At 60.5% G+C, this 24,449-nt stretch carries 32 protein-coding genes and 3 tRNA genes; 6 read left to right on the top strand and 29 right to left on the bottom strand.

Annotated features, from left to right (window positions below; translation table 11 throughout):
- Nucleotide 1: 1 nt before the first annotated feature.
- The 6 genes from DM374_RS28315 to folD all read right to left on the bottom strand — a co-directional run bounded on the left by DM374_RS28315 (nucleotide 2) and on the right by folD (nucleotide 5,720).
- Nucleotides 2-715, bottom strand: a complete 714-nt coding sequence (locus DM374_RS28315) for an ABC transporter permease (RefSeq protein ID WP_110972870.1) — start codon at nucleotides 713-715, stop codon at nucleotides 2-4.
- The gene (locus tag DM374_RS28310) at nucleotides 712-1,437 is read right to left on the bottom strand and encodes an ABC transporter permease (RefSeq protein ID WP_110972869.1); all 726 of its coding nucleotides are present in this window, start codon (nucleotides 1,435-1,437) and stop codon (nucleotides 712-714) included. Before DM374_RS28310 ends, DM374_RS28315 begins: the two co-directional genes overlap by 4 nt.
- Nucleotides 1,438-1,501: 64 nt before the next feature.
- Nucleotides 1,502-2,281 (bottom strand): ABC transporter substrate-binding protein, encoded by a 780-nt coding sequence (locus tag DM374_RS28305; RefSeq protein WP_110972868.1) that lies wholly within the window; start codon nucleotides 2,279-2,281, stop codon nucleotides 1,502-1,504.
- A 267-nt stretch (nucleotides 2,282-2,548) separates the two neighbouring features.
- A complete protein-coding gene (locus DM374_RS28300; protein ID WP_110972867.1) occupies nucleotides 2,549-3,595 on the bottom strand; it encodes an ornithine cyclodeaminase in 1,047 nt (348 codons plus the stop codon).
- A 25-nt stretch (nucleotides 3,596-3,620) separates the two neighbouring features.
- Complete coding sequence (gene ctlX, locus DM374_RS28295; RefSeq protein WP_110972866.1) at nucleotides 3,621-4,538, bottom strand: citrulline utilization hydrolase CtlX; 918 nt, start codon at nucleotides 4,536-4,538, stop codon at nucleotides 3,621-3,623.
- A gap of 327 nt (nucleotides 4,539-4,865) precedes the next feature.
- On the bottom strand, nucleotides 4,866-5,720 hold the full coding sequence (gene folD / locus DM374_RS28290; protein WP_110972865.1) for a bifunctional methylenetetrahydrofolate dehydrogenase/methenyltetrahydrofolate cyclohydrolase FolD: 855 nt from the start codon (nucleotides 5,718-5,720) through the stop codon (nucleotides 4,866-4,868).
- 284 nt (nucleotides 5,721-6,004) lie between these two features.
- On the opposite strand from folD, the gene DM374_RS28285 reads away from it, so the two are divergent.
- The 3 genes from DM374_RS28285 (at nucleotide 6,005) to DM374_RS28275 (ending at nucleotide 6,337) form a co-directional block, all read left to right on the top strand.
- Nucleotides 6,005-6,081: transfer RNA gene (locus DM374_RS28285), tRNA-Arg, on the top strand.
- Between the two features lie 42 nt (nucleotides 6,082-6,123).
- Nucleotides 6,124-6,199: transfer RNA gene (locus tag DM374_RS28280), tRNA-His, on the top strand.
- Nucleotides 6,200-6,252: 53 nt separating this feature from the next.
- Nucleotides 6,253-6,337, top strand: a tRNA-Leu gene (locus tag DM374_RS28275).
- 135 nt (nucleotides 6,338-6,472) lie between these two features.
- Here DM374_RS28275 and DM374_RS28270 read toward each other — a convergent pair.
- The 14 genes from DM374_RS28270 to DM374_RS28210 form a co-directional block, all read right to left on the bottom strand.
- Nucleotides 6,473-7,639 (bottom strand): Arm DNA-binding domain-containing protein, encoded by a 1,167-nt coding sequence (locus tag DM374_RS28270; protein ID WP_110972864.1) that lies wholly within the window; start codon nucleotides 7,637-7,639, stop codon nucleotides 6,473-6,475.
- Between the two features lie 117 nt (nucleotides 7,640-7,756).
- Nucleotides 7,757-7,879, bottom strand: a complete 123-nt coding sequence (locus DM374_RS34110; RefSeq protein ID WP_263854303.1) for a hypothetical protein — start codon at nucleotides 7,877-7,879, stop codon at nucleotides 7,757-7,759.
- Nucleotides 7,876-8,106: a hypothetical protein gene (locus tag DM374_RS28265; RefSeq protein ID WP_110972863.1), complete on the bottom strand. Its 231-nt coding sequence runs from the start codon at nucleotides 8,104-8,106 to the stop codon at nucleotides 7,876-7,878. The genes DM374_RS34110 and DM374_RS28265 overlap by 4 nt, the downstream gene beginning before the upstream one ends.
- Entirely contained in the window at nucleotides 8,096-8,299 is a 204-nt protein-coding gene (locus tag DM374_RS28260; RefSeq protein ID WP_110972862.1) for a hypothetical protein, read from the bottom strand. The genes DM374_RS28265 and DM374_RS28260 overlap by 11 nt, the downstream gene beginning before the upstream one ends.
- A complete protein-coding gene (locus tag DM374_RS28255) occupies nucleotides 8,296-8,562 on the bottom strand; it encodes a hypothetical protein (RefSeq protein WP_110972861.1) in 267 nt (88 codons plus the stop codon). The genes DM374_RS28260 and DM374_RS28255 overlap by 4 nt, the downstream gene beginning before the upstream one ends.
- A 62-nt stretch (nucleotides 8,563-8,624) precedes the next feature.
- Nucleotides 8,625-8,984 carry a hypothetical protein gene (locus tag DM374_RS28250; RefSeq protein WP_110972860.1) on the bottom strand — a complete coding sequence of 120 codons (360 nt, stop codon included), beginning with the start codon at nucleotides 8,982-8,984 and terminating at the stop codon, nucleotides 8,625-8,627.
- Nucleotides 8,984-9,421, bottom strand: coding sequence for a DUF2528 family protein (locus DM374_RS28245; protein ID WP_110972859.1), 438 nt, complete (start codon nucleotides 9,419-9,421; stop codon nucleotides 8,984-8,986). The genes DM374_RS28250 and DM374_RS28245 overlap by 1 nt, the downstream gene beginning before the upstream one ends.
- Nucleotides 9,422-9,495: 74 nt before the next feature.
- Nucleotides 9,496-10,320, bottom strand: a complete 825-nt coding sequence (locus DM374_RS28240) for a hypothetical protein (protein WP_110972858.1) — start codon at nucleotides 10,318-10,320, stop codon at nucleotides 9,496-9,498.
- A 47-nt stretch (nucleotides 10,321-10,367) separates the two neighbouring features.
- Nucleotides 10,368-13,091 carry a toprim domain-containing protein gene (locus DM374_RS28235; RefSeq protein WP_110972882.1) on the bottom strand — a complete coding sequence of 908 codons (2,724 nt, stop codon included), beginning with the start codon at nucleotides 13,089-13,091 and terminating at the stop codon, nucleotides 10,368-10,370.
- 11 nt (nucleotides 13,092-13,102) lie between these two features.
- Entirely contained in the window at nucleotides 13,103-13,336 is a 234-nt protein-coding gene (locus tag DM374_RS28230) for a hypothetical protein (protein WP_095159163.1), read from the bottom strand.
- Between the two features lie 70 nt (nucleotides 13,337-13,406).
- Entirely contained in the window at nucleotides 13,407-13,781 is a 375-nt protein-coding gene (locus DM374_RS28225; RefSeq protein ID WP_110972857.1) for a hypothetical protein, read from the bottom strand.
- The gene (locus DM374_RS28220) at nucleotides 13,778-14,071 is read right to left on the bottom strand and encodes an ogr/Delta-like zinc finger family protein (RefSeq protein WP_110972856.1); all 294 of its coding nucleotides are present in this window, start codon (nucleotides 14,069-14,071) and stop codon (nucleotides 13,778-13,780) included. The genes DM374_RS28225 and DM374_RS28220 overlap by 4 nt, the downstream gene beginning before the upstream one ends.
- Nucleotides 14,068-14,541 carry a YmfL family putative regulatory protein gene (locus DM374_RS28215; RefSeq protein WP_110972855.1) on the bottom strand — a complete coding sequence of 158 codons (474 nt, stop codon included), beginning with the start codon at nucleotides 14,539-14,541 and terminating at the stop codon, nucleotides 14,068-14,070. Before DM374_RS28215 ends, DM374_RS28220 begins: the two co-directional genes overlap by 4 nt.
- A gap of 29 nt (nucleotides 14,542-14,570) precedes the next feature.
- Nucleotides 14,571-14,783 carry a DNA-binding protein gene (locus tag DM374_RS28210; protein ID WP_110972854.1) on the bottom strand — a complete coding sequence of 71 codons (213 nt, stop codon included), beginning with the start codon at nucleotides 14,781-14,783 and terminating at the stop codon, nucleotides 14,571-14,573.
- Nucleotides 14,784-14,868: 85 nt separating this feature from the next.
- Between DM374_RS28210 and DM374_RS28205 the strand changes: the two genes are divergently transcribed.
- The 3 genes from DM374_RS28205 (at nucleotide 14,869) to DM374_RS28195 (ending at nucleotide 16,898) form a co-directional block, all read left to right on the top strand.
- On the top strand, nucleotides 14,869-15,192 hold the full coding sequence (locus tag DM374_RS28205; protein WP_110972881.1) for a helix-turn-helix domain-containing protein: 324 nt from the start codon (nucleotides 14,869-14,871) through the stop codon (nucleotides 15,190-15,192).
- Nucleotides 15,193-15,230: 38 nt separating this feature from the next.
- Nucleotides 15,231-15,701 carry a hypothetical protein gene (locus DM374_RS28200; protein WP_110972853.1) on the top strand — a complete coding sequence of 157 codons (471 nt, stop codon included), beginning with the start codon at nucleotides 15,231-15,233 and terminating at the stop codon, nucleotides 15,699-15,701.
- Between the two features lie 324 nt (nucleotides 15,702-16,025).
- Nucleotides 16,026-16,898 (top strand): hypothetical protein, encoded by an 873-nt coding sequence (locus tag DM374_RS28195; protein ID WP_110972852.1) that lies wholly within the window; start codon nucleotides 16,026-16,028, stop codon nucleotides 16,896-16,898.
- Nucleotides 16,899-17,088: 190 nt separating this feature from the next.
- Here the strand turns inward: DM374_RS28195 and DM374_RS28190 are convergent, their stop codons facing one another.
- The 9 genes from DM374_RS28190 to DM374_RS28150 form a co-directional block, all read right to left on the bottom strand.
- Entirely contained in the window at nucleotides 17,089-18,105 is a 1,017-nt protein-coding gene (locus DM374_RS28190; RefSeq protein ID WP_225422614.1) for a phage late control D family protein, read from the bottom strand.
- A 38-nt stretch (nucleotides 18,106-18,143) separates the two neighbouring features.
- Nucleotides 18,144-18,587, bottom strand: a complete 444-nt coding sequence (locus tag DM374_RS28185) for a phage tail protein (RefSeq protein WP_110972851.1) — start codon at nucleotides 18,585-18,587, stop codon at nucleotides 18,144-18,146.
- Between the two features lie 6 nt (nucleotides 18,588-18,593).
- Nucleotides 18,594-21,320: a phage tail tape measure protein gene (locus DM374_RS28180; protein ID WP_110972850.1), complete on the bottom strand. Its 2,727-nt coding sequence runs from the start codon at nucleotides 21,318-21,320 to the stop codon at nucleotides 18,594-18,596.
- Complete coding sequence (locus DM374_RS28175; RefSeq protein ID WP_110972849.1) at nucleotides 21,313-21,429, bottom strand: GpE family phage tail protein; 117 nt, start codon at nucleotides 21,427-21,429, stop codon at nucleotides 21,313-21,315. The genes DM374_RS28180 and DM374_RS28175 overlap by 8 nt, the downstream gene beginning before the upstream one ends.
- An 8-nt stretch (nucleotides 21,430-21,437) precedes the next feature.
- Nucleotides 21,438-21,761 carry a phage tail assembly protein gene (locus DM374_RS28170; RefSeq protein WP_110972848.1) on the bottom strand — a complete coding sequence of 108 codons (324 nt, stop codon included), beginning with the start codon at nucleotides 21,759-21,761 and terminating at the stop codon, nucleotides 21,438-21,440.
- A gap of 20 nt (nucleotides 21,762-21,781) precedes the next feature.
- Nucleotides 21,782-22,297 (bottom strand): phage major tail tube protein, encoded by a 516-nt coding sequence (locus DM374_RS28165; protein ID WP_110972847.1) that lies wholly within the window; start codon nucleotides 22,295-22,297, stop codon nucleotides 21,782-21,784.
- A gap of 11 nt (nucleotides 22,298-22,308) precedes the next feature.
- The gene (locus tag DM374_RS28160; protein ID WP_110972846.1) at nucleotides 22,309-23,481 is read right to left on the bottom strand and encodes a phage tail sheath protein; all 1,173 of its coding nucleotides are present in this window, start codon (nucleotides 23,479-23,481) and stop codon (nucleotides 22,309-22,311) included.
- Nucleotides 23,482-23,567: 86 nt separating this feature from the next.
- Complete coding sequence (locus DM374_RS28155; protein WP_110972845.1) at nucleotides 23,568-23,990, bottom strand: phage tail assembly chaperone; 423 nt, start codon at nucleotides 23,988-23,990, stop codon at nucleotides 23,568-23,570.
- A 2-nt stretch (nucleotides 23,991-23,992) separates the two neighbouring features.
- Nucleotides 23,993-24,449: gp53-like domain-containing protein (locus tag DM374_RS28150; protein ID WP_404821394.1), on the bottom strand; the 457-nt coding region annotated here is incomplete at its 5' end.

The following is a 24,449-nucleotide window of genomic DNA, read 5'->3' as shown; positions in this document are numbered from 1 at the left end:
GTCAGCCTCGGGAAGGAACGAGAAAACGCATCCAGCGTCGTTCAGCCAGGCGGAACAGCCCGACCAGTGCGAAGGACAGCAGCATGTACAGCAGGGCGGCGATGCCGAAGGCCTGGAACGTCAGGAAGGTCGCGGCATTGGCGTCACGGGCGACTTTCAGGATGTCGCCGATGGTCGCGGTGAACGCCAGCGAGGTGGCGTGCAGCATCAGGATCAGTTCGTTGCTGTAGGCTGGCAACGAACGCCGCAGCGCTGCGGGCAGCACCACGAACAGGTTGAGTTTCCAGCCGTGCAGGCCGTAGGCGTGGGCCGCCTCGATCTCGCCATGGGGAATGTTGCGGATCGCCCCGGCGAAGATTTCCACGGTATAGGCGCAGGTGTTAAGCACGAAGGCCAGCAGCGTGCAGTTCAGCGCGTTACGGAAGAAACGGTCGAGCATTTCATGGTCACGTACCACTTCCAGGCCGTAGAGCCCGGTGTAGCAAATCAGCAACTGGATGTAGAGCGGCGTGCCGCGGAACAGGTAGGTGTAGAACTCCACCGGCCAGCGCAGCCAGAGCTTGCGCGAAACCCGCGCCAGGGCCAGCGGCAGCGACAGGAAGAAACCGACGACCATGGTCACCACGAACAGCCACAGGGTCATGGCCAGTCCGGACAGGCCGGCGCCATCGTTGTACAGGTAGGCCAGGCCGTATTCCTGGATCAGTTCGATCATGATGTCAGCCCCTTGATGCCGGTGTTGTAGCGCCGCTCCAGACGTTTGAACAGGCGGTTGGAAAGGGTGGTGATCAGCAGGTAGACCAGCCCCGCGATGATCAGGAAATACAGGACGTTATTAGTGCTTTTGCCGGCGTTCTGCGCGGCTTTCACCAGATCGGCGAGGCCGATGATCGACACCAGTGCGGTGGACTTGAGCAGCACCAGCCAGTTGTTGCCAAGGCCCGGCAGGGCGAAGCGCATCAGTTGCGGGAACAGCACCATCCGGAAGCGCTGGGCGCGGCTCAGGCCGTAGGCGGTGGCGGCTTCCAGTTGCCCGGCGGGCACGCTGAGGATCGCGCCGCGGAAGTTCTCGGTGAAATAGGCGCCGTAGATGAAACCGAGGGTCAGGACCCCGGCGGTGAACGGGTCGATCTCGAAGTAACCCCAGCCCATCCATTCGGTGAAGTCGTTGAGCCAGATCTGGAAGGTGTAGAAGATCAGTAGGATCAGCACCAGATCCGGCACGCTGCGGATCAGGGTGGTGTAGAGCGTCGCGGGAAGGCGCAGCAAGCGCAGTGACGAAAGCTTGGCACTGGCGCCGACCAGGCCGAGCACCAGGCTCAGGGCAAGGGACAGCAGCGCCAGTTTTACGGTCATCCAGGTACCTTGCGCCAACAGCGGGCCGAAGCCCTGCAAGCTCAGGGCCTGCAAGCCGACAGAGTGAAGGAAGTCGTTCACGGGGAAAATCTCGATGTGCGCTGGCGATGGCCCGGCATCGGTTGCCGGGCCACCGACGGGCGGGTTACTCGTTGTAGATGTCCAGGTCGCCGACGTACTTCTGCTGGATCCTGGCGAAGGTGCCGTCGGCCAGCACCGCGGCGATGCCCTTGTTGATCAGGGCCTTGAGTTCGGCGTCGTTCTTGCGCACGCCCATGGCAATGTCCAGCGGCAGGGTCGGGTCCTTGATCGCCGGGCCGCTCTGGAAGTCGGCGCCTTCAGGCTTGGTGAGGAAGTTGAGCTGGGCTTCGAGCTTGTCGGTGACGGTGGCGTCGAGGCGGCCATTCATCAGGTCGGCGTAGTTCTGGTCCTGAGCCTGGTAGGCCTTGACCGTGGCCCCTAGCGGCGCCAGTTTGGCGCGGGCGTAGGCTTCCTGCAGCGAGCCTTGCAGCACGCCGACGGTCTTGCCTTTGAGTGACTCGGGGGTGTCGCCGAAACCGGCGCCCTTGCGGGTGATGACGGAGGTTGGGCTGAGGAACAGGCGGTCGCTGAAGTCGATCTGTTTCAGACGGGCCGGGGTCACCGCCATCGACGACATGATGGCGTCGAATTTGCGCGCGCGCAGGGCCGGGATCATGCCGTCGAATTCGTTGTGCACCCAGGTGCATTTGACTTCCAGCTTGGCGCAGATCGCGTTGCCCAGTTCGATGTCGAAGCCTTGCAGGCTGCCATCGGCGGCGACGGATTCAAACGGTGGGTATTCGGGGAAAACGCCAAAACGGATTTCTTTCCATTCCTGCGCCTGGGCCACGCTGGCGCAGAGTGGCAGGAGCAGCACGCCGAGAAGCTTTCGCAGCGAAGTCATATGAGTGGATCCCTGTGTTTTGTAATTGATGTAGGGCAGTAGAACGCTTCGTGGGCCTTGGCCTTGTGGTCTTGTCGTGACTCTTCGGTCGGGGCTCAGAATGCGCGATGACAGCGGTTTTTTTGTGTCGTTTGGGCCGGCGCTGGCTACCGGAATATGCTGTTAGTGCGGCTGCTCGCAGCCGATTCTGTCGAGGCGCCTCCTGTTTTGGCTTCGTCACAGCGTTTTCCGATCCGCTGCGCGGTGGGCGCAGCGGATTCGGTTGTGTCAGGCGCGTCGCTTCTGCACGTCGGCAACCGCCGGCTGAAGCAGGGCGTAGAGGTCTTTTGGGTTTTTGAGGTCTGGCACCAGGCCGATCTCGCTACCGATGTTCAAGGCCTTGGCCACATCCAGCACATAACGCAGCGCCGAGTAGTCCTCGATGGCGAAGCCGACCGAGTCGAACAGGGTGACCTGACCGGCATTCTCGCGGCCGGCGATCTCGCCGTTCACTACCTGCCAGAACTCGGTCACCGGCGAATCTGCGGGCATCTGCTGGATCTCGCCTTCGATGCGGCTCTGCGGTTCGTACTCGACGATCACCTGCGCGCGCTCGACGATGTCGCGGTGCAGCTCGGTCTTGCCCGGGCAGTCGCCGCCCACCGCGTTGAGGTGCATGCCCGGCTCGATCATCTCCGGGGTGAGGATGGTGGCGTAGGCCTTGTCGGCGGTGACCGTGGTGACGATGTCCGCGCCGCGAACCGCGTCGGCCACCGAGCCTGCGATGACCAGGCGAATGCCCGGGTAGGCGGCGAGGTTGGCGGCCAGCTTGGCGGTGGCTTGCGCGTCGAGGTCGTACAGGCGGATTTCATCGATGCCGAGCAAAGTGTGGAAGGCGATGGCCTGGAACTCGCTCTGTGAGCCGTTGCCGATCAACGCCATGCTGCGGCTGTCCGGACGGGCCAGGTAGCGCGCGGCCAGGGCCGAGGTGGCGGCGGTGCGCATCGCGGTGGTCAGGGTCATTTCGCTGAGCAGCAACGGCTTGCCGGTATCTACGTCACCCAGGGCGCCGAAAGCCATTACCGTGAGCATGCCGCGGTGGGTGTTCTTCGGGTGGCCGTTGACGTACTTGAAGGCATACAGATTGGCATCGGACGCCGGCATCAGCTCGATCACGCCGTCGGGGGAGTGGTTGGCCACCCGTGCGCACTTCTCGAAGTCGTTCCAGCGCAGGTAGTCCTGGCGGATGTACTCGGCCATTTCTTCCAGGCAGGTGGTCAGGCCTTTGCGGGCAACCAGGCGGCTGAGGTCGGTAACGTCGATGTAGCGGGTCATGATGCTCTCCTTCTTGTAGTCGGGATCAGTTGCGAACGGGCAGGTGGACTTCGGCGAGCATGCAGCGCGCGCTGCCGCCGCCGATGCGTTCGATATGGTCGATGTTCACCACCACCGGGTGGCTGTGGCGCTCGGCCTGGCGGCGTTGTTCGGCCCTGAGCGAATGCCAGGCACTGCGCGACATCACCAGCAGTGGCTGGCCTTGTTTGTCGTGGACTTCGAGCATGTTGCCGGCGAAGCCTTCGAGCTGGTCGAAGTCCAGCGCCAGGATGTCTTTGCCGGTGTCGCGCAGGCTGTGTTCGAGGGCGCGGCGCTCGGCGGCGTCGGGCAGGGCATCGAGGCAGACCACGGAAAGGTTGCGGCCTACGCTCATCATCACGTTGCTGTGATAGATCGGGGACTGGTGGCGATCGACGGCATGGAACACGCAGAGGCGGTAGTCCATGTTTTCCGCGAACTGGCGCAGGGCCTCGCCATGAGTGCGCCCGGAGTGGCAGGCGTAACTGATGCGGTTTTCGCGGTCCAGCACCATGCTGCCGGTGCCTTCGAGAAAGATGTTCTGCGCTTCCAGCGGGCTCAGGTCGAGGGTCTTGTGAATCGCGAAGCGCTCGCCGAGTACCTGCAGCACGCCCTTGTCACGCTCCAGCCGACGGTTCTGGCCTTCCATGGGATAGAGCACCAGGCTGCCGTCGGCATGGCTGCTCCACCAGTTGTTGGGGAAGATGGAGTCGGGCGTGTGCGGAGCCGGGGTGTCCTGCACCACCAGTACATCGACGCCATGCTGGCGCAGCGTATCGACATAGCCGTCGAACTCTTCCAGCGCTTTCTGCTGCGCCTGTTCCGGCTCCAGCACGGGCTTCTGGAAACGGTTGTTCACCGCGGTATCCGGGTTGAAGGCGAACCGCGCCGGGCGGATCATCAGGACGGTATTGGTGGTTTGCATCGGGGCACGCATCCAGGGGTTGGCAGTGCGTACATTGTCTTACCGATGACTTTGCAATCCCGGCTGAAGCACGTCGGGTGCCCAGCCGGGAAAGCTGAAACAGGCGGTTTGGCAGCGGAATCGGCTGTGGTGGCTTAGTGGCCTTTTTGACGGGTGCTTGGTGTGGGCGGGTGAGCACCGGAGACCAGGCTGTGGGAAGCCTGTTGAGGTCCTTCGCGACGTGTCGGCGTCCCGGTAGGAGCGAGCTTGCTCGCGAAGGGCTGCAAGGGTCGGGGATAAAAAAACGGCACCGCGAAGGGTGCCGTTCTTTTGGAGCGCGCTACTGATTTACTTGTGCAGTTCTTCAGCCGCGTACAGGGTGTTCTCCAGCAAGCAGGCGCGGGTCATCGGGCCGACGCCGCCCGGGACTGGCGTGATCCAGCCGGCGCGAGGCAGGGCGGTCTCGTAGACCACGTCGCCCACCAGCTTGCCGTCTTCCTGACGGTTGATACCGACGTCGATGACGATGGCGCCCTCCTTGATCCACTCGCCCTTGACCAGCCCCGGCTTGCCGGCGGCCACGACCACCAGGTCAGCGCGGCCAACGTGGCCGGCCAGGTCCTTGGTGAAACGGTGCGTGACGGTGACGGTGCAGCCGGCCAGCAGCAGTTCCATGGCCATCGGGCGGCCAACAATGTTGGAAGCACCGACGACGACTGCATCCATGCCGTACAGATCCTGGCCGGTGCTCTGTAGCAGGGTCATGATGCCTTTTGGCGTGCACGGGCGCAGCAGCGGGATACGTTGGGCCAGGCGGCCGACATTATAAGGATGGAAACCGTCGACATCCTTGTCCGGACGAATGCGCTCAAGTAGCAGCGAGGCATCCAGGTGAGCGGGCAGCGGCAGTTGCAGCAGGATGCCGTCGATGTTCGCGTCATTATTAAGACGGTCGATCAGATCGGTAAGGTCTTGCTGGGTGGTGTTGCTGGGCAGGTCGAAAGCCTGGGAGATGAAGCCGACTTCTTCGCAGTCTTTGCGCTTGTGCGAAACATAGACTTGAGAGGCAGGGTCGTTGCCAACCAGGATCACCGCCAGGCCCGGAGTCCGCAGACCTTGCTGGCGACGTTCCACGACACGTTGGGCGATCTGCTGGCGCAGGCTGGCGGCGATCGCCTTGCCGTCGATAAGTTGTGCAGTCATGACGGGTGATTAACCATCGAGAGGGAAAAAAAGAGCGCGCATTCTCGCATGACCACGGCGCAGGGCAAAGGCGCTTGGTCCGGCAAATCCCCTAAGCCCTTAAATAAAATGAATTTTTTTGAAAAAAGAGTTGACGACCTTACCGGCCGTCTATAACATTCGTCGCACTTGTCGGGCAGGGCCTAGCACTGGTTAGCAAGGTCGGGCAGAATGAGCGGATTTGTTAGCTTGTTCGGTAAGGCTAAAAGTTAATTTGTAATCTTAAACGAAAGCAGATTAAATATGCGCCCGTAGCTCAGCTGGATAGAGCATCCGCCTTCTAAGCGGATGGTCGCAGGTTCGAGTCCTGCCGGGTGCGCCATACAAGGCAGCTTTGGCACAAGTAAAGCAGTAACGCAATATGGTGGGCGTAGCTCAGTTGGTAGAGCACAGGATTGTGACTCCTGTTGTCGTGGGTTCGATCCCCATCGTCCACCCCATATTCCAGAAGGCGCCTGATGAAAATCCGGCGCCTTTGCTTTAAAAGCGTTATGCGGACGTGGTGAAATTGGTAGACACACTGGATTTAGGTTCCAGCGGCGCAAGCTGTAAGAGTTCGAGTCTCTTCGTCCGCACCATCTAAGCGTCTGTTTTCAAAGGGTTTTATCCCGGCGACTCTCGAAATGGGAGCAAACTGGGAACACTTTGGGAATGAAGACGTAAAAAAGGCAGCCTCTAGGGGCTGCCTTTTGCATTTCTGGACCTCGGTTTCCTCACAACCGAAGCGCTTGCTCCAACATGCCGATCATGTCCGGCCCATCTTGGTGAATCCATTTCCCGTAGTGTTTCCAGATCATCGCCGTCGAGGTGTGTCCCATCTGGTCTGCGATCCAGTCCAGTGGTACCACTCCAGTGCTGAGCGTCTGGCTCGCATATGTATGCCGGCAGTTGTTCGGGCCGCGGTACCGCACCCCCACATTGTCCAGATGCTTCCTCCACCAGGTTTTCACCAACACGTCAGAGCTCGTCCAGGCTGCGCTGGTGGTGGTCTTGTGGAAGACGAAGCGTAGCTTCTGCCGCTTGATCGTCCGGTTGTCGCGATCGGTGACGTCGACGTCCACCAGCGGCCGGCTCCTGGTGAAGCGAACCTGTGCCCGCAGCGCTTCCAGTGCAGGCTTTATCAATCGGACCTCTCGCGTCGATCGGCGGTTTTTGGTCACCCGGTAGTTGCTGCGAACTTGGGATCGGCGGAACTTCACCGTCCCGGCTTCCAGCTCGACATCCTCCCAGGACAAAGCGATCGCTTCCGAAACGCGTGCCCCCGTCCAGATCATGAACTGGATGAGATTGATCTCCTGCAGGAACTCCAGATCCTCGCCCAGGATCAGATCGATCTCGCTTCGCTCGAACGGATCGGGATCATCGGCGTCGGGCAGGCGAACAGTGATTCCCTCTGTAGGATCGTGGGCCGTCTTGTTCCTGGTGCGGTACAGCGTGAAGATCTGCCGGACGATGCTGAGGATCTCCCGGACCGTCTTGTTGTGCAGCACTGGCATCAGGGTTTTCTGAATCCAGTTCTGCAGATCGAGGTGGTCGATCTGGTCGGCTTGACGGTGCCCCCACATCGGCCGGATGTGGTTCTTCACCTTGCTGGAGTAGGCCAGGAAGCCCGAGGTGGCCATCTCGTTGCGCTTGATGTCGAGCCACAGGTCGATAAAGTGGCCGAAGGTGTTGCTCTTCACCCTGGGCGAGTCAGGGAAGTGGCGGGCGTAGCTGAACGTCCCGGCCTGAATCTCGTAGTTGATGATCCCGACCAGGCGCTCGGCGTTGGCCACGCTGGCGGGCAAGGCGTCACCGGGTATGGTCTCCCGGCACAGCTCTCCCTGGTAACGGAAATACACGCGGACACGGTTGCCGCGAACTTCGACTCCATCAGCCATTGAATTTCACTCACGAACGAAGAAACGGCCCAGTGTATGGGCCGTTGTAAGAGGTTGGCCTGTTGCCAGACCTAGAAGGTTGTCGCATCGGTTCTTGATGCGAAGCTGGGGCAGCGGCTATCCATGGCAGAAGCCGGCAAGCCCGGTGATCCACCACCAGATCTCCTGAGCAGTCAGAAAGCCGGCGCCGCTGCAGAATCCGCCGATGGCCGCGAGCTTGGCGACGTACTGGGGAGTCATTGGCCGGTTCCTCGCTGGTGGCCGGGGTGCCTGAACGTCACTAACCCCTTCGGATCAAGCAGGTCTCGATGGCTCTCGATCAGCGAGGCGAAATCCAGCCCCAGTTTCCTCGCCATGGCTTCGGCAGCTTGTCGCGCGCTGATGGTGCTACTGGCGGTCTGTTTCTGGCCTTTCACGCTGGCCACATACGTGCCGGTCGTGTACCTGCAGCGTATCTCAACGTCCACGGTAGTTTCCTCGCTTTGCCCGCTTGGCCTCGACGTTGGCCATGTAGGTTTCCCACGCCACCGACTTCTGCTCTTGGCGAATCTTGCTGCACTTCTGGTGGTCGCCATGGGAGCGGGATCGGTTGCAGATATCGCAGTAGTTCGGCAGGTCCAACGAGTGGCTGGCCAACCGTGGGTGGGTCTGTTGGCTCATGCTTTGTCCCCGCAAAGGGCACGTGTGAGTGCGTTCCGCTCACCTGCTGGGGTCAGCTCCGAAACAGCAATTACGAGCTTCTGCCCGTTCCGGTACCTCACGATGGCAGTGCTGCCAAGCACCTTCACCACGGTGGTCTCCTTGACGCTGAAGTTCACGCTCCGGCCGCGGCTTTGCGCGGAAACGAAAGTGACCTTGTCGCCGGGTTTGAAATCCGGTGTGTTAGCCTTCTCACCGCTGACTTCTGGGGTTTCTACTTGCATGTGGTTTCTCCTTGGGGTTGGTCGGCGCCGGGGAGTTGCAGCTCCTCGGCGCCATCTTCTGGTTACTTCAGGCGGTACTGCTTGCCGTCGTCGATGACATAGAACTCGATATCGCGAAGGGGATACACCCCACCTGGCCCACCTCGAACGGCAAAGTTTCCATTGGGCGGCGTGCCGACGTGGATCGGGAATAGGTCATCGGACTGGTGGGCGTAATCGCTGCTCTTCTTGATCTTCCCGTAAAGCTGTTGACCAGATGGCTTGCAGCCCGCCGCCCCATGTGCGGCTTGAAAGCCCAGAGATGCGGAGCGTGTTTCGGCGTTGGTGTAGTAGCCGCTGGAGTCGGTGGTCAGGTCGTAACCCAACTGCGCGGCCCAGACCTTGAATCTCTGCTCGATGTTCAGGACATCCAGCGCGCTCATTATTTCTTCTCCTCGACGCTGAGCTCTTCGAACTCCGGCATGCTGACGTCGGCACCGACAATGCGTATCCCGCACCAACCGAACACTCCGTTGTCCTCGCCCTCCATGGCCTCGCCCCCCCACCCTTCGTTTGCCCGCTTCTCCTTCGACTCTTTGTCGATGAGCCATTGGTCTTTGTCCCCGAAGCTGGCACCGCTCTCACTGAGATACAGGCAGATGGTTTCCTGACCAAACAGCTGGATCACGGTCTTCACAACATCTCCGTCGCACTGATCGAGACGGTCTTCGTGACTGGTCCAGAAGGTGTTGATCTGGTGCGCTCGCTCCGGCGTCAGGATGCTGTGATTGACCTCGAGGGTTACCTCATAGTCCTTCCAGTTGTCTTTGACGACGTAACGCTTGATCACTGGTGAAGCTTGAGCGGCTGTAGATTGCATGCGGTTTCTCCTGGTAGTGGTCCGGTCGCGACGGAGTTGCAGCTCCGCCAGCGATCCGTCTGGTTTGGAAAGGGTTAGAAAGGAATGTCGACCGTGCCGGCCGCCATGTCGTGGATGTTACGAATCGCGTTCGACGCCACGTCCTCGGGCAGGTGGAAGGCGTCAACCAGGACGTGGACCATGCAAATCAGTTGGGCATGGTTCATTGCATGGCGGTGGGACAGTGCCTTGCCGAGGTCATCAGTCATTGAATCGATGTGCTGCTCGATGCCGCCAAGGCGATAGACCATCTGGCGCCATGCGGTAGGGTCGAGTGACAGCATGTCGTGCCCATCACTGGGGCGATGTTGCAGCACCTGGCCCGCGAGCTTCATCGCTCCCGCAAGGCATTTCAGGTCGATCGACAGCTCGACAGTCCTGCTTGGAAGGCCTGGGCCTGCGCCACGCTCTGCAACAAATACGAGGCCGCGGGCAGATCTCTTGTCCGAGGCCGTTACGTCGATGCTAGGAGTGATTGAGCTCGATGAGCAGTTGTTGAACATGGGCTTCAGCATCGACCAATCATCGAAGTGGTCGCCTGGTCCGCCCATTTCGGTGAGGACGAGCGGCAGGTTGGTGTCATCGAACAAGGCTCGCTTCAGCGCTGCAGGCGCATGCTTCGCCCGGCTGATGACGTCTGCATCCTTGGCACCAGACAGGACTGAAAGCGTCCCGAGTAGGTCGTTGACGTCCAGCGGGTCTGACCCGGCTGGAACGATGCGCAGGAACGGGTACGACCGCTGCATATCCCGGATCTCTACCGCGTTTCGGGCACCTACCCACCAGGCCAGCGCGATAACGCCGCTTGTGCCGAAAGCAGTGGTGAAGTGGGTCAGCCATTTCGGGGTTTCTTGTTGCATGTGGTTTCTCCTTGGAGTTGTGCCAGGCGTTGCAGCGCCCGGACGGTTCAGCCGGCCTTGAAGGTCCAGCACTTGACGGTGGTCGGCCGCAGGTTCGCGGCCGTGGTACGGGTGTTGAATACAGCGCGCACGGCGCTGTCGACGGCGCGGTTGGCGTCGACCAAGGGGCGTGATTTGCTGTTGCGTAGTAGCGTGCGCAGGGCTGTGACGTCGGCCAGTTTTTGCTTGTGCTCGGCCGCGCGTTCGCAGAATTCGTTGAGGTGGATGGCGATCAGTTCCGGGTTCTTGCTGTGGTTCACCACCGGCTCTTCACTGAGCGACTGCAGGTAGTCGAACACTTCCCAGAACTCGGCCACTTCCTTCGGATCGGAGTTCACCGCGTGCTGGCGGGCGATGGCCATGCAGCGCAGTTCCCGTAGCGTGCCTTCGTGCTCGCGGTCGCTCATCGGCACCACCAGGCGCAGCGCGTCGACCAGGGCCATCATCTGGGCGTGGTTCTTGATGATCCGTTCGATACGGATCTCCCGCAGCTCGCGCAGGGCCATTTCGTGAACCTTCACCTGGGCGCGGAACGTCTCCATGACTTTCTGCTCGGCCTTGGCTGCCAACAGCAGGAAGTGGCTCACTTCGCTGGCCTGCAGGTGGTTGAGGTTGTCGGCCGCGGCCCGGCTGTCGCTGGTGACCTCTGGCCGTACGAAGTGCAGCTTCACGATCCGGGTAAGGATGGCTTCCGACGCGACGACAGAGGCGTTCTGGCTGAACACCAGGGCGGACCGGAACGGCGGTGCATTGGTGTCGTTGCCGCCGTTCTTCACACCGGTCAGGCCCAAGCCACGTCCATTGAACAGCGGCTTGAACTGGTCGAAGTCGAAGGATTTGGCCATGCCGGTATCGGCGTCACTCCGGTCCGCTTCGAGCATGACCGTCGGCATTCCCGAGGTCTGGCTCAGCCAGCGGCGCAGGCCTGCCTTGGTCATCTTGATCGGGTCGTCGCCTTCCTCGTCCTGTCGACCGAGCAGCTTCCACAGGAACATCAGCAGCGTGGACTTGCCGGCGCCGGCCTCGCCGGTCACCTCAAGGAACGGGAACGACTGGAATTCCGAGCGGATCTGCTCGGCAAACAGCGAGCCGAACCAATAGGCGAGGGTGATCACGCCTTGGGTGTGAAAGCAGGTCCAAAGCCACTTGAACCACTCCGGCCGGTAGGCCGAGGCGTCCTGGTTGATCTCCAGCTTGATCGACTTCTGCAGCGTCTTGAGGCGCAGCCCTTTGAATTCGAAATAGTCCTCGGCGTTGGCCTTCTCCAGTACGCCGCCGCGGACTGCCAGATCGCCGAACACGTAGCAGCCGTGTTCCTTGCTGTAGCCGACGTAGTCGATGGTCTTGACGGTCTTCAGCCCGAACAGTTGCTGCTGCATGATCCGATCGAGCTGGGAGCCACTGCCGGTGAACACTGCACCGGCGGCCATGCCCAAGAGACGTTTCTTGAATTCGCTGGCGGCCGCGACCTGGCCGCCCGTGAAGGTGTTCAGCACGCTCGGTTCGTCGTGCGGGAAGTCCACCCGGAAGTAGTACCAGGACTCGTCTGTCACCTCGTTGCGCTGGAAGTACAGCGCCTGCGGGTAGCAGTTGGCGATCTCTATAACCATGCCGCACTGGCGCATGGCCTTGTCGCGGAGCTGGCGATCGTTCAGCAACTGGTTGTCGTGACTGTCGGAATCCTTGAGTTGCTGAATGGCCTTGGTCAGCTTCTCCAGATCCATTTTGAACCAGTAGAGACGGTTCTCGAACGAGAAGTGAAACTCGTGGCGCTCGCGCCATTCGTACATCAGAACGCCCTTCTCCGACGCGCTTTCCGCCAGCAGCAGGCTGCCGTGGTAGCGAACCTCGCGCAGATCCCGATCGATCCGGTCCTGGCGCTTTTCCTCGTCGAGGAACCCCCAGCGCTGGTGCAGATCGTTCCAGTCCACCTTCCGGCCACGCTGGGGGATTTGTGCGGCCTCAACCGTGAAGCCCAGCTCGCGAGCGAGGGCTGTATGCTTGCGGGTGAAGTAGTGCGCGCCCGGTTCGTTATCCAGGGCCCAGATCAGCTTCGGCAGCTTCTTGCCAGCTTCGGCTCTCTGCTTGGCCAGCGCCTTGAGCGATTCTGCCGGGTAGTAGCCCGAGCCCATGGCCGATACCGAATCCAGCCCGTTATGCAGCAGGCCGATCGCGTCGAAAATCCCCTCGGTAATCCAAAGTTCGTCAACTTCCAGCAAGTCCACTGATGGCGGACACCACCAGTACCCAGCCGGCGACTGGCCCGCAGCGAAGCGTGCCTTCTTCTTGCCGAACCGGTGGGGCTGGTCGATCAGGCGTTCCCAGTAGACACCTTTCTCCAGGGCAAAGCGGACAGTTGCGCTGCCGATGCCCAGCTCGCGATCCCAGTAGTTTTCCTGGGTGTACCAGCCTTTCACCAGGCCGAGGTCGAAGCCGCGGGCAAACTGCATGTAAGCGTCGGCCGATGCTTTCGGGGATTCAGCGGTCGACGGGTAGCGCTTGCTGTAATCCTCGAACAGATCCTCGAACAGCTCTTTGACGTGCCACTGCTCGCCACACTTGCTCTCGCGGCCGCACTTGATGAACCAGGGTTCGTCCTGGCGGGAGTACAACTCTTTCTTCCCGCAGCTCGGGCAGGTGCCCTTGCGCAGGTACTGGGTACCGGCCATGGGTTTCAGGCCAAACTCGTCCTGCAGGCGCCGAAGAACTTCGGCGCGCAGTTGTTGCTCCATCGGCTTGCGGTTCACTGCGAGCGCTCCGCCAGGCACTTCTCCAACTCGCGCCGGGTCCGTGAGATCCCGGCCAGGTGCGGCACGTCCTTCATCACCAGCGGTGCACGTTCTCCGCAAGGGACATTCCTGTAGCGATCGGAATACCAGACGTCAGCCATGGTCGTGCTGAACTGGCTGTTGAGCCATTGCAGGTAGTGCTGCGCCTGCTCCTGGTTCAGCTCCAGGTGAATGGTGATTTTGGTCATGTCGGCCACCAATAAAGTGCAGTTTCCCCTTACCCACGCGGTGCGGGCATGGTTCGGGGGGATATTCGGGTTACTTCGAAGTGTTGCGAGGGTGCTGCTGCAGGCGGGCCGGCAAGTAGCGCGCCGGCACCTGGTGCCGCTGTTGGGTCTGCGTATCCAGGAGCCACAGCGTCGGCCGGAAGGCGCCGCTGGCCGGATGAACCCCGAGGAGGGTCAGCCGCTTGGTGGTCATCCCTTCGAACTCGGATACGGCCAGTTCGGCGATCCGCTGCACCAGGTGCGCCGGTACCTCCAGCGACTGGGCCAGGAAGCGGGTGCAGTTCTGCAGCACCTGGTCGTCACCCGTCAGGTGTTCACCGCGGTGACGCAACAGGAACGCAACAGCGGACTGCTGCATGGCGGCGCGGTAGTCATTGGTGGGGTTCTCGGTGATTGCGACGTTCATACGGGTACGACCTCCATTTCCAGTTGATCCAGCAAATCGGGGTGATCGTCGGCGGTCTTCATCGCCAGCCGCTTCATGGCGATCGGCGCTACCGGCAGCTTGACCGTGGGGTTGGCCATGCCGCTCGGGCTCATTTCGTGGGTCATTTCGAACTGGGCGCGCACGGACCAGCCGCAGGCTTCGTTCACGCACTGCAGGTAGGCAATGCGCAGGAAAATGTGGCTTCCCTCGCTGGTGCGGATGCGCATCTTGCTGCTGCAGTGCGCGCAGACGAGTTTGTAGGTGCTCAATGCGTCGGCCCCTTGCTGTGCAGTTGAATCGTGGCGAGCACCTCGGCAGACCGGGCAGCCAGATAGCGGGCATGCGCCTGCAGGATCTCTGTGGCTTCCTCGGGCTCGATGACGCCATCGTCCAGGGCCTTGGAGATGATCTGGTCGACTACACCGCGCTTGGCGTCGGTCTTGACCGAGCGCCGGTACAGCTCGACGTTGTCCAGGGGCTCGGTGATCGCCAGCGGCACGAACATGCCGCCGTACACATGGGCGATGAACTCCGGCAGGTAGGTGGTACCGGCCTGGCTTTCGAGCTGGTGGATCTGGTCGTAGGTCAGCGGCTGGCTGCCGGCGTTCTCGTACATGCGGTTGTCGAACTGCTTTAGCTTGTAGCCCAGGCGAACGGCGGCGGACTCGCGACCGCCGGGGAAGGCGGCGACAACGGCGCTGACTACTTGGCGTAGGGTCTCTAGAACGGGACGTTTCATGTTCTGGTTTCCTCCTTGAGCCAGTGGGCTTAGCTTGCGGCGTCGGTTTGCTTGATACCGAGCAGCACGGCGGCTTTGTGAGACTCGCCACGGAGGCATTTCTTCTGACCGTTCAGTACCGCATAGACGGTGGAAGGGGTGAGGTCGTGCTTCACAGCCCAGTCTTTTGCCGAGATTCCTTGTTGCGCCAATCGGGCGCGGGCTTCCTGGCATGCTTGCTCGGTGGGGTACGTGTTCGGCATAGTTTCGTTTCGTGTGGTTTCGTGTGATAGCAGGCTCAGATTATTCAACGAATGTTGAATCGTCAAGCATTGGAGTTCCGTTTTGTTGAATATCGGCGAAAGGCTGAGAGAAGAGCGCGTCCGTCTTGGCTACAACCAAGCGGACTTTGCGGCGATCGCTGGGGTGGCCAAGACATCGCAGTTCAACTACGAGAAAGGCGAGCGCAGCCCTGATGCGGAGTACCTTGCCGCAGTCGCAAAAAAGGGCGTTGACGTGCTGTACGTCGTGACTGGGCTTCGGGCTACGGCGCCTGCAGATGGTTTCAACGCCGAAGAGGTCCAACTGGTGAGCCGCTACCGGCAAATGGCTGATGAAGGGAAAGCCACTCTGGATAGCGTCAGCGAAGCACTGGCCACATTTAAGGGATAACCAGCAGCCGACGGCTGCAATAACAGGGAGTAGTCGGCATGACGGCAATTGGAATGTTTGTAAGAAAAGTCATCGCACTGGGGGCCTTTCTGCTCCTGGCAAACAGTGCGTGGGCGACGGAATTCAGCGACAAGGCCGAGCGGATTTTCTCCCCCTCGGTCATCGAGTCGTTGCATGAGTCCGGAGCGAGCGGAGAGATTGCGTTCAAGATCCCAGAGCGTATGCCTGACTACTTCGAGTCGGGCGACAAGGCCAACAAGGTATTTGCCATCGAGTCCGCCCGGCTATTCCGGGACGTTCCCTCTCTTAGCCGCTTGACGCTGAGAATTCCTAATGACGGCACCGTGCGGGTGCTGGACATCTCTCGGTCAGATATCGAGAAACACTACGGTGTCGATCTAGCAGCCATGAACGGCGATCCGGCAGCCTGGCGCGAGACCTTCATTCAGCAGCACGACACGAAAGGTTCGCGCGCGGACTTCGTTAAACGTTTTGTGCGGGAGCAGTGAGGCGCAGTGATTTTTCCACGTTGGTGCTGGTGGCACGCGTGATCATGCAGAAAATAGGAGACTCCCCGGGCGTTTAGTACGGAGCCATGAAGGCGCCGAGCGCTCGGTCACGGAGCACTTATGGTGAGTTCCAAGCTGATCAAACTTAAGGAAATGATTCGAGTGATGTGGCTATTCAGTCGCAGTAGTAAAAAGCAGCGGCAGGCGATATTGCTTATCCTTGAAGCATATCAGCAACAAAGGCGTAATTGAGTGTAGGCCCTGGGATTACCTAGGGCTCCTTTTATGTAAGCAATTTTGGCTCTGATCAGATGAGGGGATGTCATGGAGAGTAATGATCCAGGTGTGATTGAGTTTAAAAGGCTTATATCAGAGGAGGCACCGGTAGAGAGTCTACTGACTCAACAGTTTTGCGTTTTCTTGGATGTGTTGGGTTTTAGTGCGTATGTAAAAAATGGTAAGGGTGATGAGGCTGCATTTTTAACTATTGTCGAATCACTCAAGCATGCTAGAGCGACTTTGAGTCTAGGAGAGGAAAAAAAACTTATAAAGGTTAAATCCTTCTCAGATAATATTGTTATCGCGGTTAAGTGTACAGGGCAAAGCGAACATCTAGGTTTCTTCTTAGAGTTCATAAGCGGCTATCAAATGGCCATGATTGAGCATGGGTTCTTTTGTCGCGGCGGGTTGTCAGTAGGCGATTTAGTTATCGACGATAATTATATTTATGGGCATGCCTTGCTGGAGGCATATGAGCTTGAAAGTACAAAAGCCATAAATCCGATGGTTTTAATGTCGAATGAAGTAATAGAACGGGCTCGGGAAAGTCAGCACTTTCATGTCGTGAGTAGTATCATGGATAAACAAGGTATTGGCTACTTCATAAGGATTGATGGGCTTTACTATTTGAATTATTTGCGAAGATGTTTTATTCACTACCAGAATCGCGATGAAGAGCTAGACTGCTATTTGGATTATCGTTTGCTTGATAAGCATAAGCAGCATATACATCAGAATTTGGCGGACCAGGCGATCGGTAGTTCAATTTATAAAAAATATGCATTCTTGGCTCGTTATCATAATGAGTTCGTTTCCAGGTGTACTAAGTATGATGGGTATCATGATAGATTTATAATTCATACGATAGATGAAATTGTTTTTGTGAATAAAGATCGCTTTCGCGATGGCTGGGACTAATATATTTGTTGCCTCTTATTTGCTTTCTGTTTTGCTCCAGGCTTTTTTGGCGGTTTTGTGTGGTGCTCGCTCGAAGCTGAAATTTCTTATGGTTCGGTAATGTTGAAGGGCACTGTCTTGCCAAAGGAGCTTTTCGTTTTTTATTGCTACGGCTATGGATTAAGAAAACATTTCACAGTACGTCGGTACTTTACTCGGGCAGCTTACTCTCCAGTTCTAGGCTCATTGTGTACCCGGCATCGGCCGTCAAGCTGTGCACCACGTTCCCGCCGTACCATGTGATCGCGTCGATCTCCGGCTTGATCCCTCGCAGCGTGTACGTCAGCTCCGGAATCAGCTCCGGCCGGCCCTTGGCCAGGTTGTAACTGAGCGTGGCACTGCCGCGCTGCAGGCGGTTCAGTTCCGATCGAGCGGCGCGCAAGGCTGACTCGCGGTCGCTGTAGGTGTGGCGCAGGTCTTTCAGTTTGTTTCCGCTGCCGGCGATCGCCTCCTGTTTTTTCGTGCTGCCGACGTCGTAGTAGTAGGCTTTTGCCCCGGTGAAGCTGTCCCGATCCGCCTGCAGGAAGCGATGGCCATCGCCGTCCTGGCGGGTGAGCGTAATGTGAGGGAGTGCGGCGCCGCTCGCGGTCTTGCCGCCGCCGGCCGGCAGGCAGACCAGGCATCCGGCCTTTACCGAGGTGACTGCGTCGTAGGTTTGGCCCAGGCGGGTCAGCAGGTTCGCGTCGGACTCGTTGGCCTGGTCCAGGTGCTTGATTGCCTGCTCCATCATTGCTGGCGCGATGCTGGTCTTCAGCCCGTTGCCGGCGGCGATATCGCCCAGGACCTGGCCGAGGGTGGTTCCGCTCCAACTGCGCTCGCGCTTGGTCTTGAGTCCACCGCGCAGATCCGCGGATCGTGCGCGGATGCTCAGCACGTCCGGCGCACCGCTGTGCTCCGTCTCGTCCACGGTGTATGTGCCCTTGTCGACCAGGCCGGTGTCGCTCCAGCCCAGCCACAAGCGGATCGTCGCGCCCTTGGGCGGGATGGCCAGCAAGCCGTCGTGGTCACTCAGGGAAATACTGAGCTGGTCGGCCTCGATCCCTCGGTTGTCGGTGAGCTGCAGGCTGATCAGCCGTGGCGCGACCATGCGAGCGATGTCTTTCCCGTCCACCGTCAGGCGAAAGCCCGGTACCCCGTAGTTGCCGTCACTGCGTAGGCTCTCGCGCATGTCGCGCAGATATGCCGCGTGTTGCTCTTGTTCAGTGGTCATCGAATCAGCGTCCTGAGAATGTCCGAGTTGCTGCGATCGCGGGCCCCGACCAGATCTGCGCGGCCGTCGTCGACGCGCTTGAGTGCCAGGTTGAATTCGATCCTGCGCGGGGTGCCGTCCTTGAAGAACACCGACTGGGTTTCGCTGAGGCTCTCGATCACGAACAGCCCGTAGACCTTCCCTGTGCCGTCAACAAGTGGCCAGGCCTTGCCGGTGTTGCCCATAGCTCGTAGCTCGTCGAGGCTGATCACGTTGCCGGCCAGTTCGGGCAGCAGGATGCCCGGCAGCGTGATTGTCTCGTCGCCGCGGCCGGTGTACTGCAAAGCGGGTTGCGCATTGACCCTGTTGCTCGAGGAGTGCCGCCAGTTGGTCTGGCGTTGCAACTCCTGGTACGCGAGGGTGCTGAGGCTGAAAACGAACATGCCCAGGGCGAGCATCATTGCGGGTTACTCCGTGTCGGATAGGCGGCTGCGCTGGCGTGCGGACTTCTCACGCTCGCGCCGGTCCAGCTCTGCGCCGACTGCGCGGGCAATAGCCTGCGGGTCCATGCCTGGCGTCGGGTGGATGTTGATGTTGATGACGTCGTGGCTGTCGTAGCTCGCGGCTGGTGCCGCAGCGATCTGTGGGCGGTCGTCGATCGCGACCGCAGGGGCAGCGGTCACGGCAAGTGCCATAGTCGCCGCGGCCAGTTGCTTGCCTATGCCCGGTGCTTTGGTCTGTCGCTGAGGTTGCACCAGGTTCGAAGCGGCGCGCAGTTCCGGCGGCGCGGCGTTCGCCAGCATGCTTGTGGCCTGAACGTCGAAGGTTCCGGCGTTTGTAAGCTGCTGGCTGATGCGGTTCATGGCATCCAGCGGCACTTTGGCGCCGGCGTCGAGACCCTGGGCCAGACCTTCGGTGGTGAAACCGCCCAGCTCGGCGAACACCCGCGACGGGCTGTGGATGCCGAGCTTTTCTTTGAACCAGCCGATCGTCGAGTCGCCCAAGGCGCCGACGGTTTCCTTGATCTTGCTGAGCCCGGCGGTCAATCCGTTGACCAGGCCGTCCACGATCATGCCGCCGAACTCGGTGAACCGCATGGGTAGGTCCAGCCCCAGGTAATTCAACACACCCGCGAACGCCTGGTAAATCAACCCCATCGGGTTGAAGTTGATCAGCACGGCGAGGATGCCTGTGATGCCGCCGCTGAAGCCCGCCTTGATCTCGGCCCAAGCGTTGACGAAGTAGGCCTTCACGGCGTCCCAGTTCTGATAGATCAGGTATGCGGCGCCGGCCAGAGCTACCACAACTGCAGCGATCGTCAGGGCGACCGGGTTCGCGGCAAGCCCCCAAAGAGCTGCCCGCACGACGTTGATTGCGGTGAGCAATCCACCTTTGAGCGTTGAGGCAAGTTTTGTGAGTGTCGGGGCCATCAGGGCGCTGCGGACGCCGAACATGGTCATGCCATACCTGACCATTGCGAACGGGCCCAGGACGCTGGCTAGCGCAACGGTAAGCGCGCCCATGCCTGCCACTATGACGGCGATCGCGGCGGCCCCCTTGGCGATGCCACTCGCCAGCCTTGGGTTCGCCTGTATCCACTCCCGAACGCTGCTCAGCACCCCGGTCACGCTCTGCACCAGGTCTCGCAGCGCTCCGCTTTCCCCGTCCATAAGCGAACCGAGCAGGCTGCCCCAGACCCCCGTCAGCTTGTCGATATCGCCCGCCAAGTTGTTGCGTAGGGAGGTGCCCAGCTTGTCAGCTGCTCCAGAGACATCGCCCAGGCTCTGTGTGGCCCCGGTGAGTTTCTGTAGGAACGCAGGAATCTGGTCGATCGACAAATCTTCGATCGGCGTGCCGAACAGCGCGATTGCCGCGTTCGCTCGCTCGGCCGGGTCCTTGATGCGCAGCAGTGCTGATGCCGTCTTCTGCATAGCTTGCTTGGCTTCTGGGCCGCCCTTGGCGATTGCGGACGACATCTTCTCTGCGTTCAGCCCGATCGACTTGTAGGCCTCGACGCTCGTTTTCGACATGTCAGAGCCGCGGATCGAGAACTCTTTAATAGCGTCGCCTGTCTTGTCCAAGGCGAATTTGCCTTGCTTCGCCATATCGACGAGCAAGCTCATTGCCTCGCTGCCGGTGAAGCCCATGTTTCTGAAGTGGGTGGAGTACTCGTGCAGAATTTCTGGAATTTCTCCGCGCATCTGCATCGGTACCTTCTGCAGGCCTGCCGTGATCATGTCGAATGCCTGGTTGCTATCCTTAGCCAGGTTGTTCTGCATCATGATGCCGACCATCTGCATGGCCTCCGCGACATCGATACCCATTGCCTTTGCCAGGTTCAGCGCCTTGCGTGCGGCGCTGTCCAGTTCCTTATCGGCTACAGGTCCCAGGGCGCCGAGCGTGCTCTTCGCTGCGCTGAGCGCGGTACCAATTTCCTCGATCTGAGTACTGACTCCATCGGTACGAATGCCACGGATCAGGGTCTCATATTGGCCCGCTCTGTCATCGGACTCCCCGTTCTGGGCGGCGATCATCGAACCTTGCTGCTGGGCCTCAATCTGGGGGGCGATCAGCGTCGCACCGGTTACCGCCATCCCGATACCCGTCGCAACGCCTGCAGCACCTGTGGCAACCATGCCGCTGGCCCTGGCTTGTGCATGGGCATACCGCGACTGCGCTTCGGCCGCACGCCGTTGCAGCGTCGCCAGGCGCCGGAGCCGGTTCTCCTGCTCCTGCATCGTCTGGTTCGTTCGCTCCAGCTCGTCCCTGAGCCTGGCTGAGTGCTGGTTGAGGTTGCGGGTGTCGATGCCGGCATCGTTGAGGCGCCGGCGAAGGCCCTGCAGGGTCTGCTGTTCCTGCTCGTGCTTGCGCTTCAACTCGTTGGCCACGCGGATCGCCGCCTGGAACTCGCTGTTCATCTGCGCTGTGGGGTTGGCGGTCGCTGCCATGGCCTGGGCCATCTGTCGGACCTTCTCGCGGGCGGCCGCCAGCGACTGTGAAGTTTCCCGGGCTTGAGCGTGTTGCTGTCGCCAGCCCGAGATGTCGCGCTGCTGGCTGTTCAGCTCGCGCAGCCGCTCGCGGGCGGCCTTGATCGCCCGTGAGGCCTCCTGGCTGCCGTTCTGGATCTGGCGCAGGGGCGCCGATGCATTGTTGATCGCGTTGAGCACCACTCGCAGGCGCAGATCTTCAGCCATTGTTGCTACTCCGGACGCGCGCCCGCTCGCGCCAGTCCATCAGTTCCTTCAGCGGCAGGCGGTCCATGTCGGCGGGCGCCCAGTGAAACACCACGGCCACATCGGCCATGGCGTCTTCTACGCAGCGAGCGAGGCGTCCGTCTTCGTCCGCTTCTGCAGCAAAAAACCGATGACCTTGGTGCCGATGGCTACCAGGTCGGCCGGGTCCAGCTTGCTAGCCTCGTACTCGTTGAGGCTGGTGATGCGGGGGATCAGCTTGATGAGGCTGCCGACGTCGAGCTGCAGCAGCTCCGACAGGTTCAGGCCACGCAGTTCGCCGGAGGTTGGTTTGCGCAGCGTCACTTGGTCGATCTCGGTATTGCCGCGCTTCACGGGGGTATCCAGCAGCACCAGGTTGTCGTCCTGGGTGACGGGCAGTACTTCGGTTTCAGTGGTTTTCATAAGGGCTCCAGAGGTGAGGGTCAGATGCCGAGGGCGCGACGCTGCTCGGCGAGCATGTCTTGGCCGTTGACGTTTTCGATGAAGTTGAGCAGGTCGATTTCGATGATGGTTTCGCCGTTTACCGTCAGCTTGTAGTAGCTGCAGGTGGTGGTGATTTTGTGTTCGGTGTCCTCGCCCGGGGTGGCTTCGCCCATGTCGATGGTTTCGTGACGGCCGCGGACGACGATCTCGACGTCGGTGTACTCGCCCGTGTCGTCACTCTGGAAAGCACCGCCAAAGCGCAGCATCACGCCGGCGGCACTGACAGCACCGAACTGGCGAAGCGCGATCAGATCGAGGCCGCCCAGCGTCCATTCCATTTGCAGGCCATCGTCGGAGAAGCCGAGGTCGACCTTGACCGGGCCATTCATGCCCCCGCCGCGGTACGCCTCCATCTTGCGGCCGAGGACGGGCGGGGTGACGGACTTGGAGATGCCCAGGTAGCTGTTGGCGTCGTTGAACAGGTTCAGGTTCTTCAGTTTGCGGGGGATGGCCATGTCGCCTCCGGTTAGCTGTTGATGCGGCTGGCGAAGTCGGCCAGGTAGCGGTCGGTGATGCGCTGGCGCAGCGTGAGGTCTTCCAGCGGCGGCACGGGGGTGTAGTCGTAGTCAATGAACAACTTGCCGGCCTTGAGGGTGGTCTCGTCGTTGGCGGTCTCGTCGTACCAGGCGCTGCCGCCGATCAGGTAGCCGCCGGCGACCAGTTCGCGGAACTTGGCGTTGATGCCTTCGATGATGTCTCGGATCAGAGAGGCGTGCATGGGCTTGTCCATTGCCCACAGGTGCGCCTCGGCCATGGTGTCTGCCAGTACCTGGGCGGTGCGAGTGTAGTTCTCGAACGCGAACAGCGGGTCGTCGGTGCAGGTCCGGCTGCCCCAGAAGCGGAAGCCGCCCTGGTTGATGAGGGTGGTGACCTCGTTTTCGTTGAGGTAGCCGGCATCGGTGGCGGGGTTCTGCAGATCCCAGAAGACGTCGGCGCTGATGCCGGTCACGCCGTTGACCGAGATGTTGGACAGGGTCTTGTGCCAGCCGACCTCCTGATCGAGCTTTGCGCGCAGGCCCAAGGCGACAGCCACGGCCGGGGCGGTGACGGTGCTGTCCGTGGCGGTGCTCCAGGACTGGAAGTCTGGCCAGATGACCATGACTTCACGCGCCCCGAAGTTCTCGCGGTAGGCGACAGCTTCTTCCTTTGTCTTGCAGCCGTCAGCGCGGACGTATGCGAACGCCCGCAGTTGCTGGGCGATCGCGACTAGGGCGGTGGCCACCGGTAGGGTGTCCAGGCCCGGCACGCCGAGGATGCGTGGAGTGACCTTAAGCCGGGATCTGGCAGCCAGTAGGGCCTTCATGCCGGTGTACTTACCGTCAGCCGTGGTGGTGCCGATGATATTGCTGGTGGTCTCGGCCGCGTCGGCGCCGGTGGCCACTCGCACCACGACGGTGACGGGCTTGGTCTGGTCGGCGATCGCCTGCAGGCTCGCGGCCAGCGTGCCGGTGGTGCCGGCCTTGCCGATCGCGGCCTGGACATTGGTCAGCAGGACAGGGGTGTCGAGCGGAAACGCCACCGGGTCGGCATCGTCTGCAGTGCAGACCAGGCCGACGACGGCAGTGGAGACGGTGCGGATCGGGCGGGTGCCTTCGTTGATTTCGAGGACGCGCACGCCGTGGTGATATTCGCCGGCCATGGTGGGTGCCTATGCAGTGGGTGACACTGCACAGGCTGCCGCGCGTGCGAAGAGACTACGAGCGATCGGGCTTGTACAGTTCGCTGCTACAGGGGAGAACCCAGCCACTCTGGTTGCGATGGGCGATAGGGGGTTTCGGGAAAATCAGCCGACTGGGGCCAGTCGCGCAACTGCTGCATGTATGAGAGCAGTTCAACGTATTGCTCGGTTGTGAGTGTGGTGTCAGCACCGATCTCCAACTGATCACGGTGCCGATCGCGCAACCACGCGACGTCTGCCAGCCCAGCGTCACGCCATCCGCGCTCGCGGGTTGCGATCTGATCCTCGGTCAGTTCAGCCGGATCGACAGCGACCGGGAAACCACCCTCACCGGGGACAATGCGCTTGCCAGCGGCGTGCTCCCCCATGAGTTCAGCGTGCTGCTCTGCGCTGATCTCGACTACATCGGCCGGGATTACTTTGTGGACCTTGGGTAGGTAGAAACCGCCGGTATCTGGGCTATAGAGCATGTTCAATGTCCGATCGCGAAATAGTTGATGTAGGAGTTCGGGACGCTGGACGCCGTGTAGGCGTCCTGGCGATTGGCTTTGAATCCAACAAGTGTCTGATCTCCGATCTGCGGCACGATGCTGTTGTCTGTTCGTGCACCGACATACCCCCAACTGACTTGCAGTGTTCTGACAGCATTCGGAAACGCGAGCGGAAACGTGACGTCATATGCAACATCAGCGCCTGGGGTTGCGACTGTTCCCCACTGGAAAATCAAACTGCCCAGCCAAGACGGGAAAACCACATAGTTGCTTGACCAGATGAACCCGGCTCTCAGCCGCGCTCCCAGCGTGACCGGGGTTACGAAGGTATTAGTCTCTGCCGCAGCGTCGACCGCCGTCTGTGTAGCGATTCGAGCGATGCCGGCAACACTCGTTGTCGCTGTCACCTTGTCTGCTTTCGCGTTGATCTCGGCACCG

The organism is Pseudomonas huaxiensis (assembly GCF_003231275.1).
Lineage (GTDB): Bacteria > Pseudomonadota > Gammaproteobacteria > Pseudomonadales > Pseudomonadaceae > Aquipseudomonas > Aquipseudomonas huaxiensis.
This window is presented reverse-complemented; position numbering and strand designations above follow the sequence as displayed.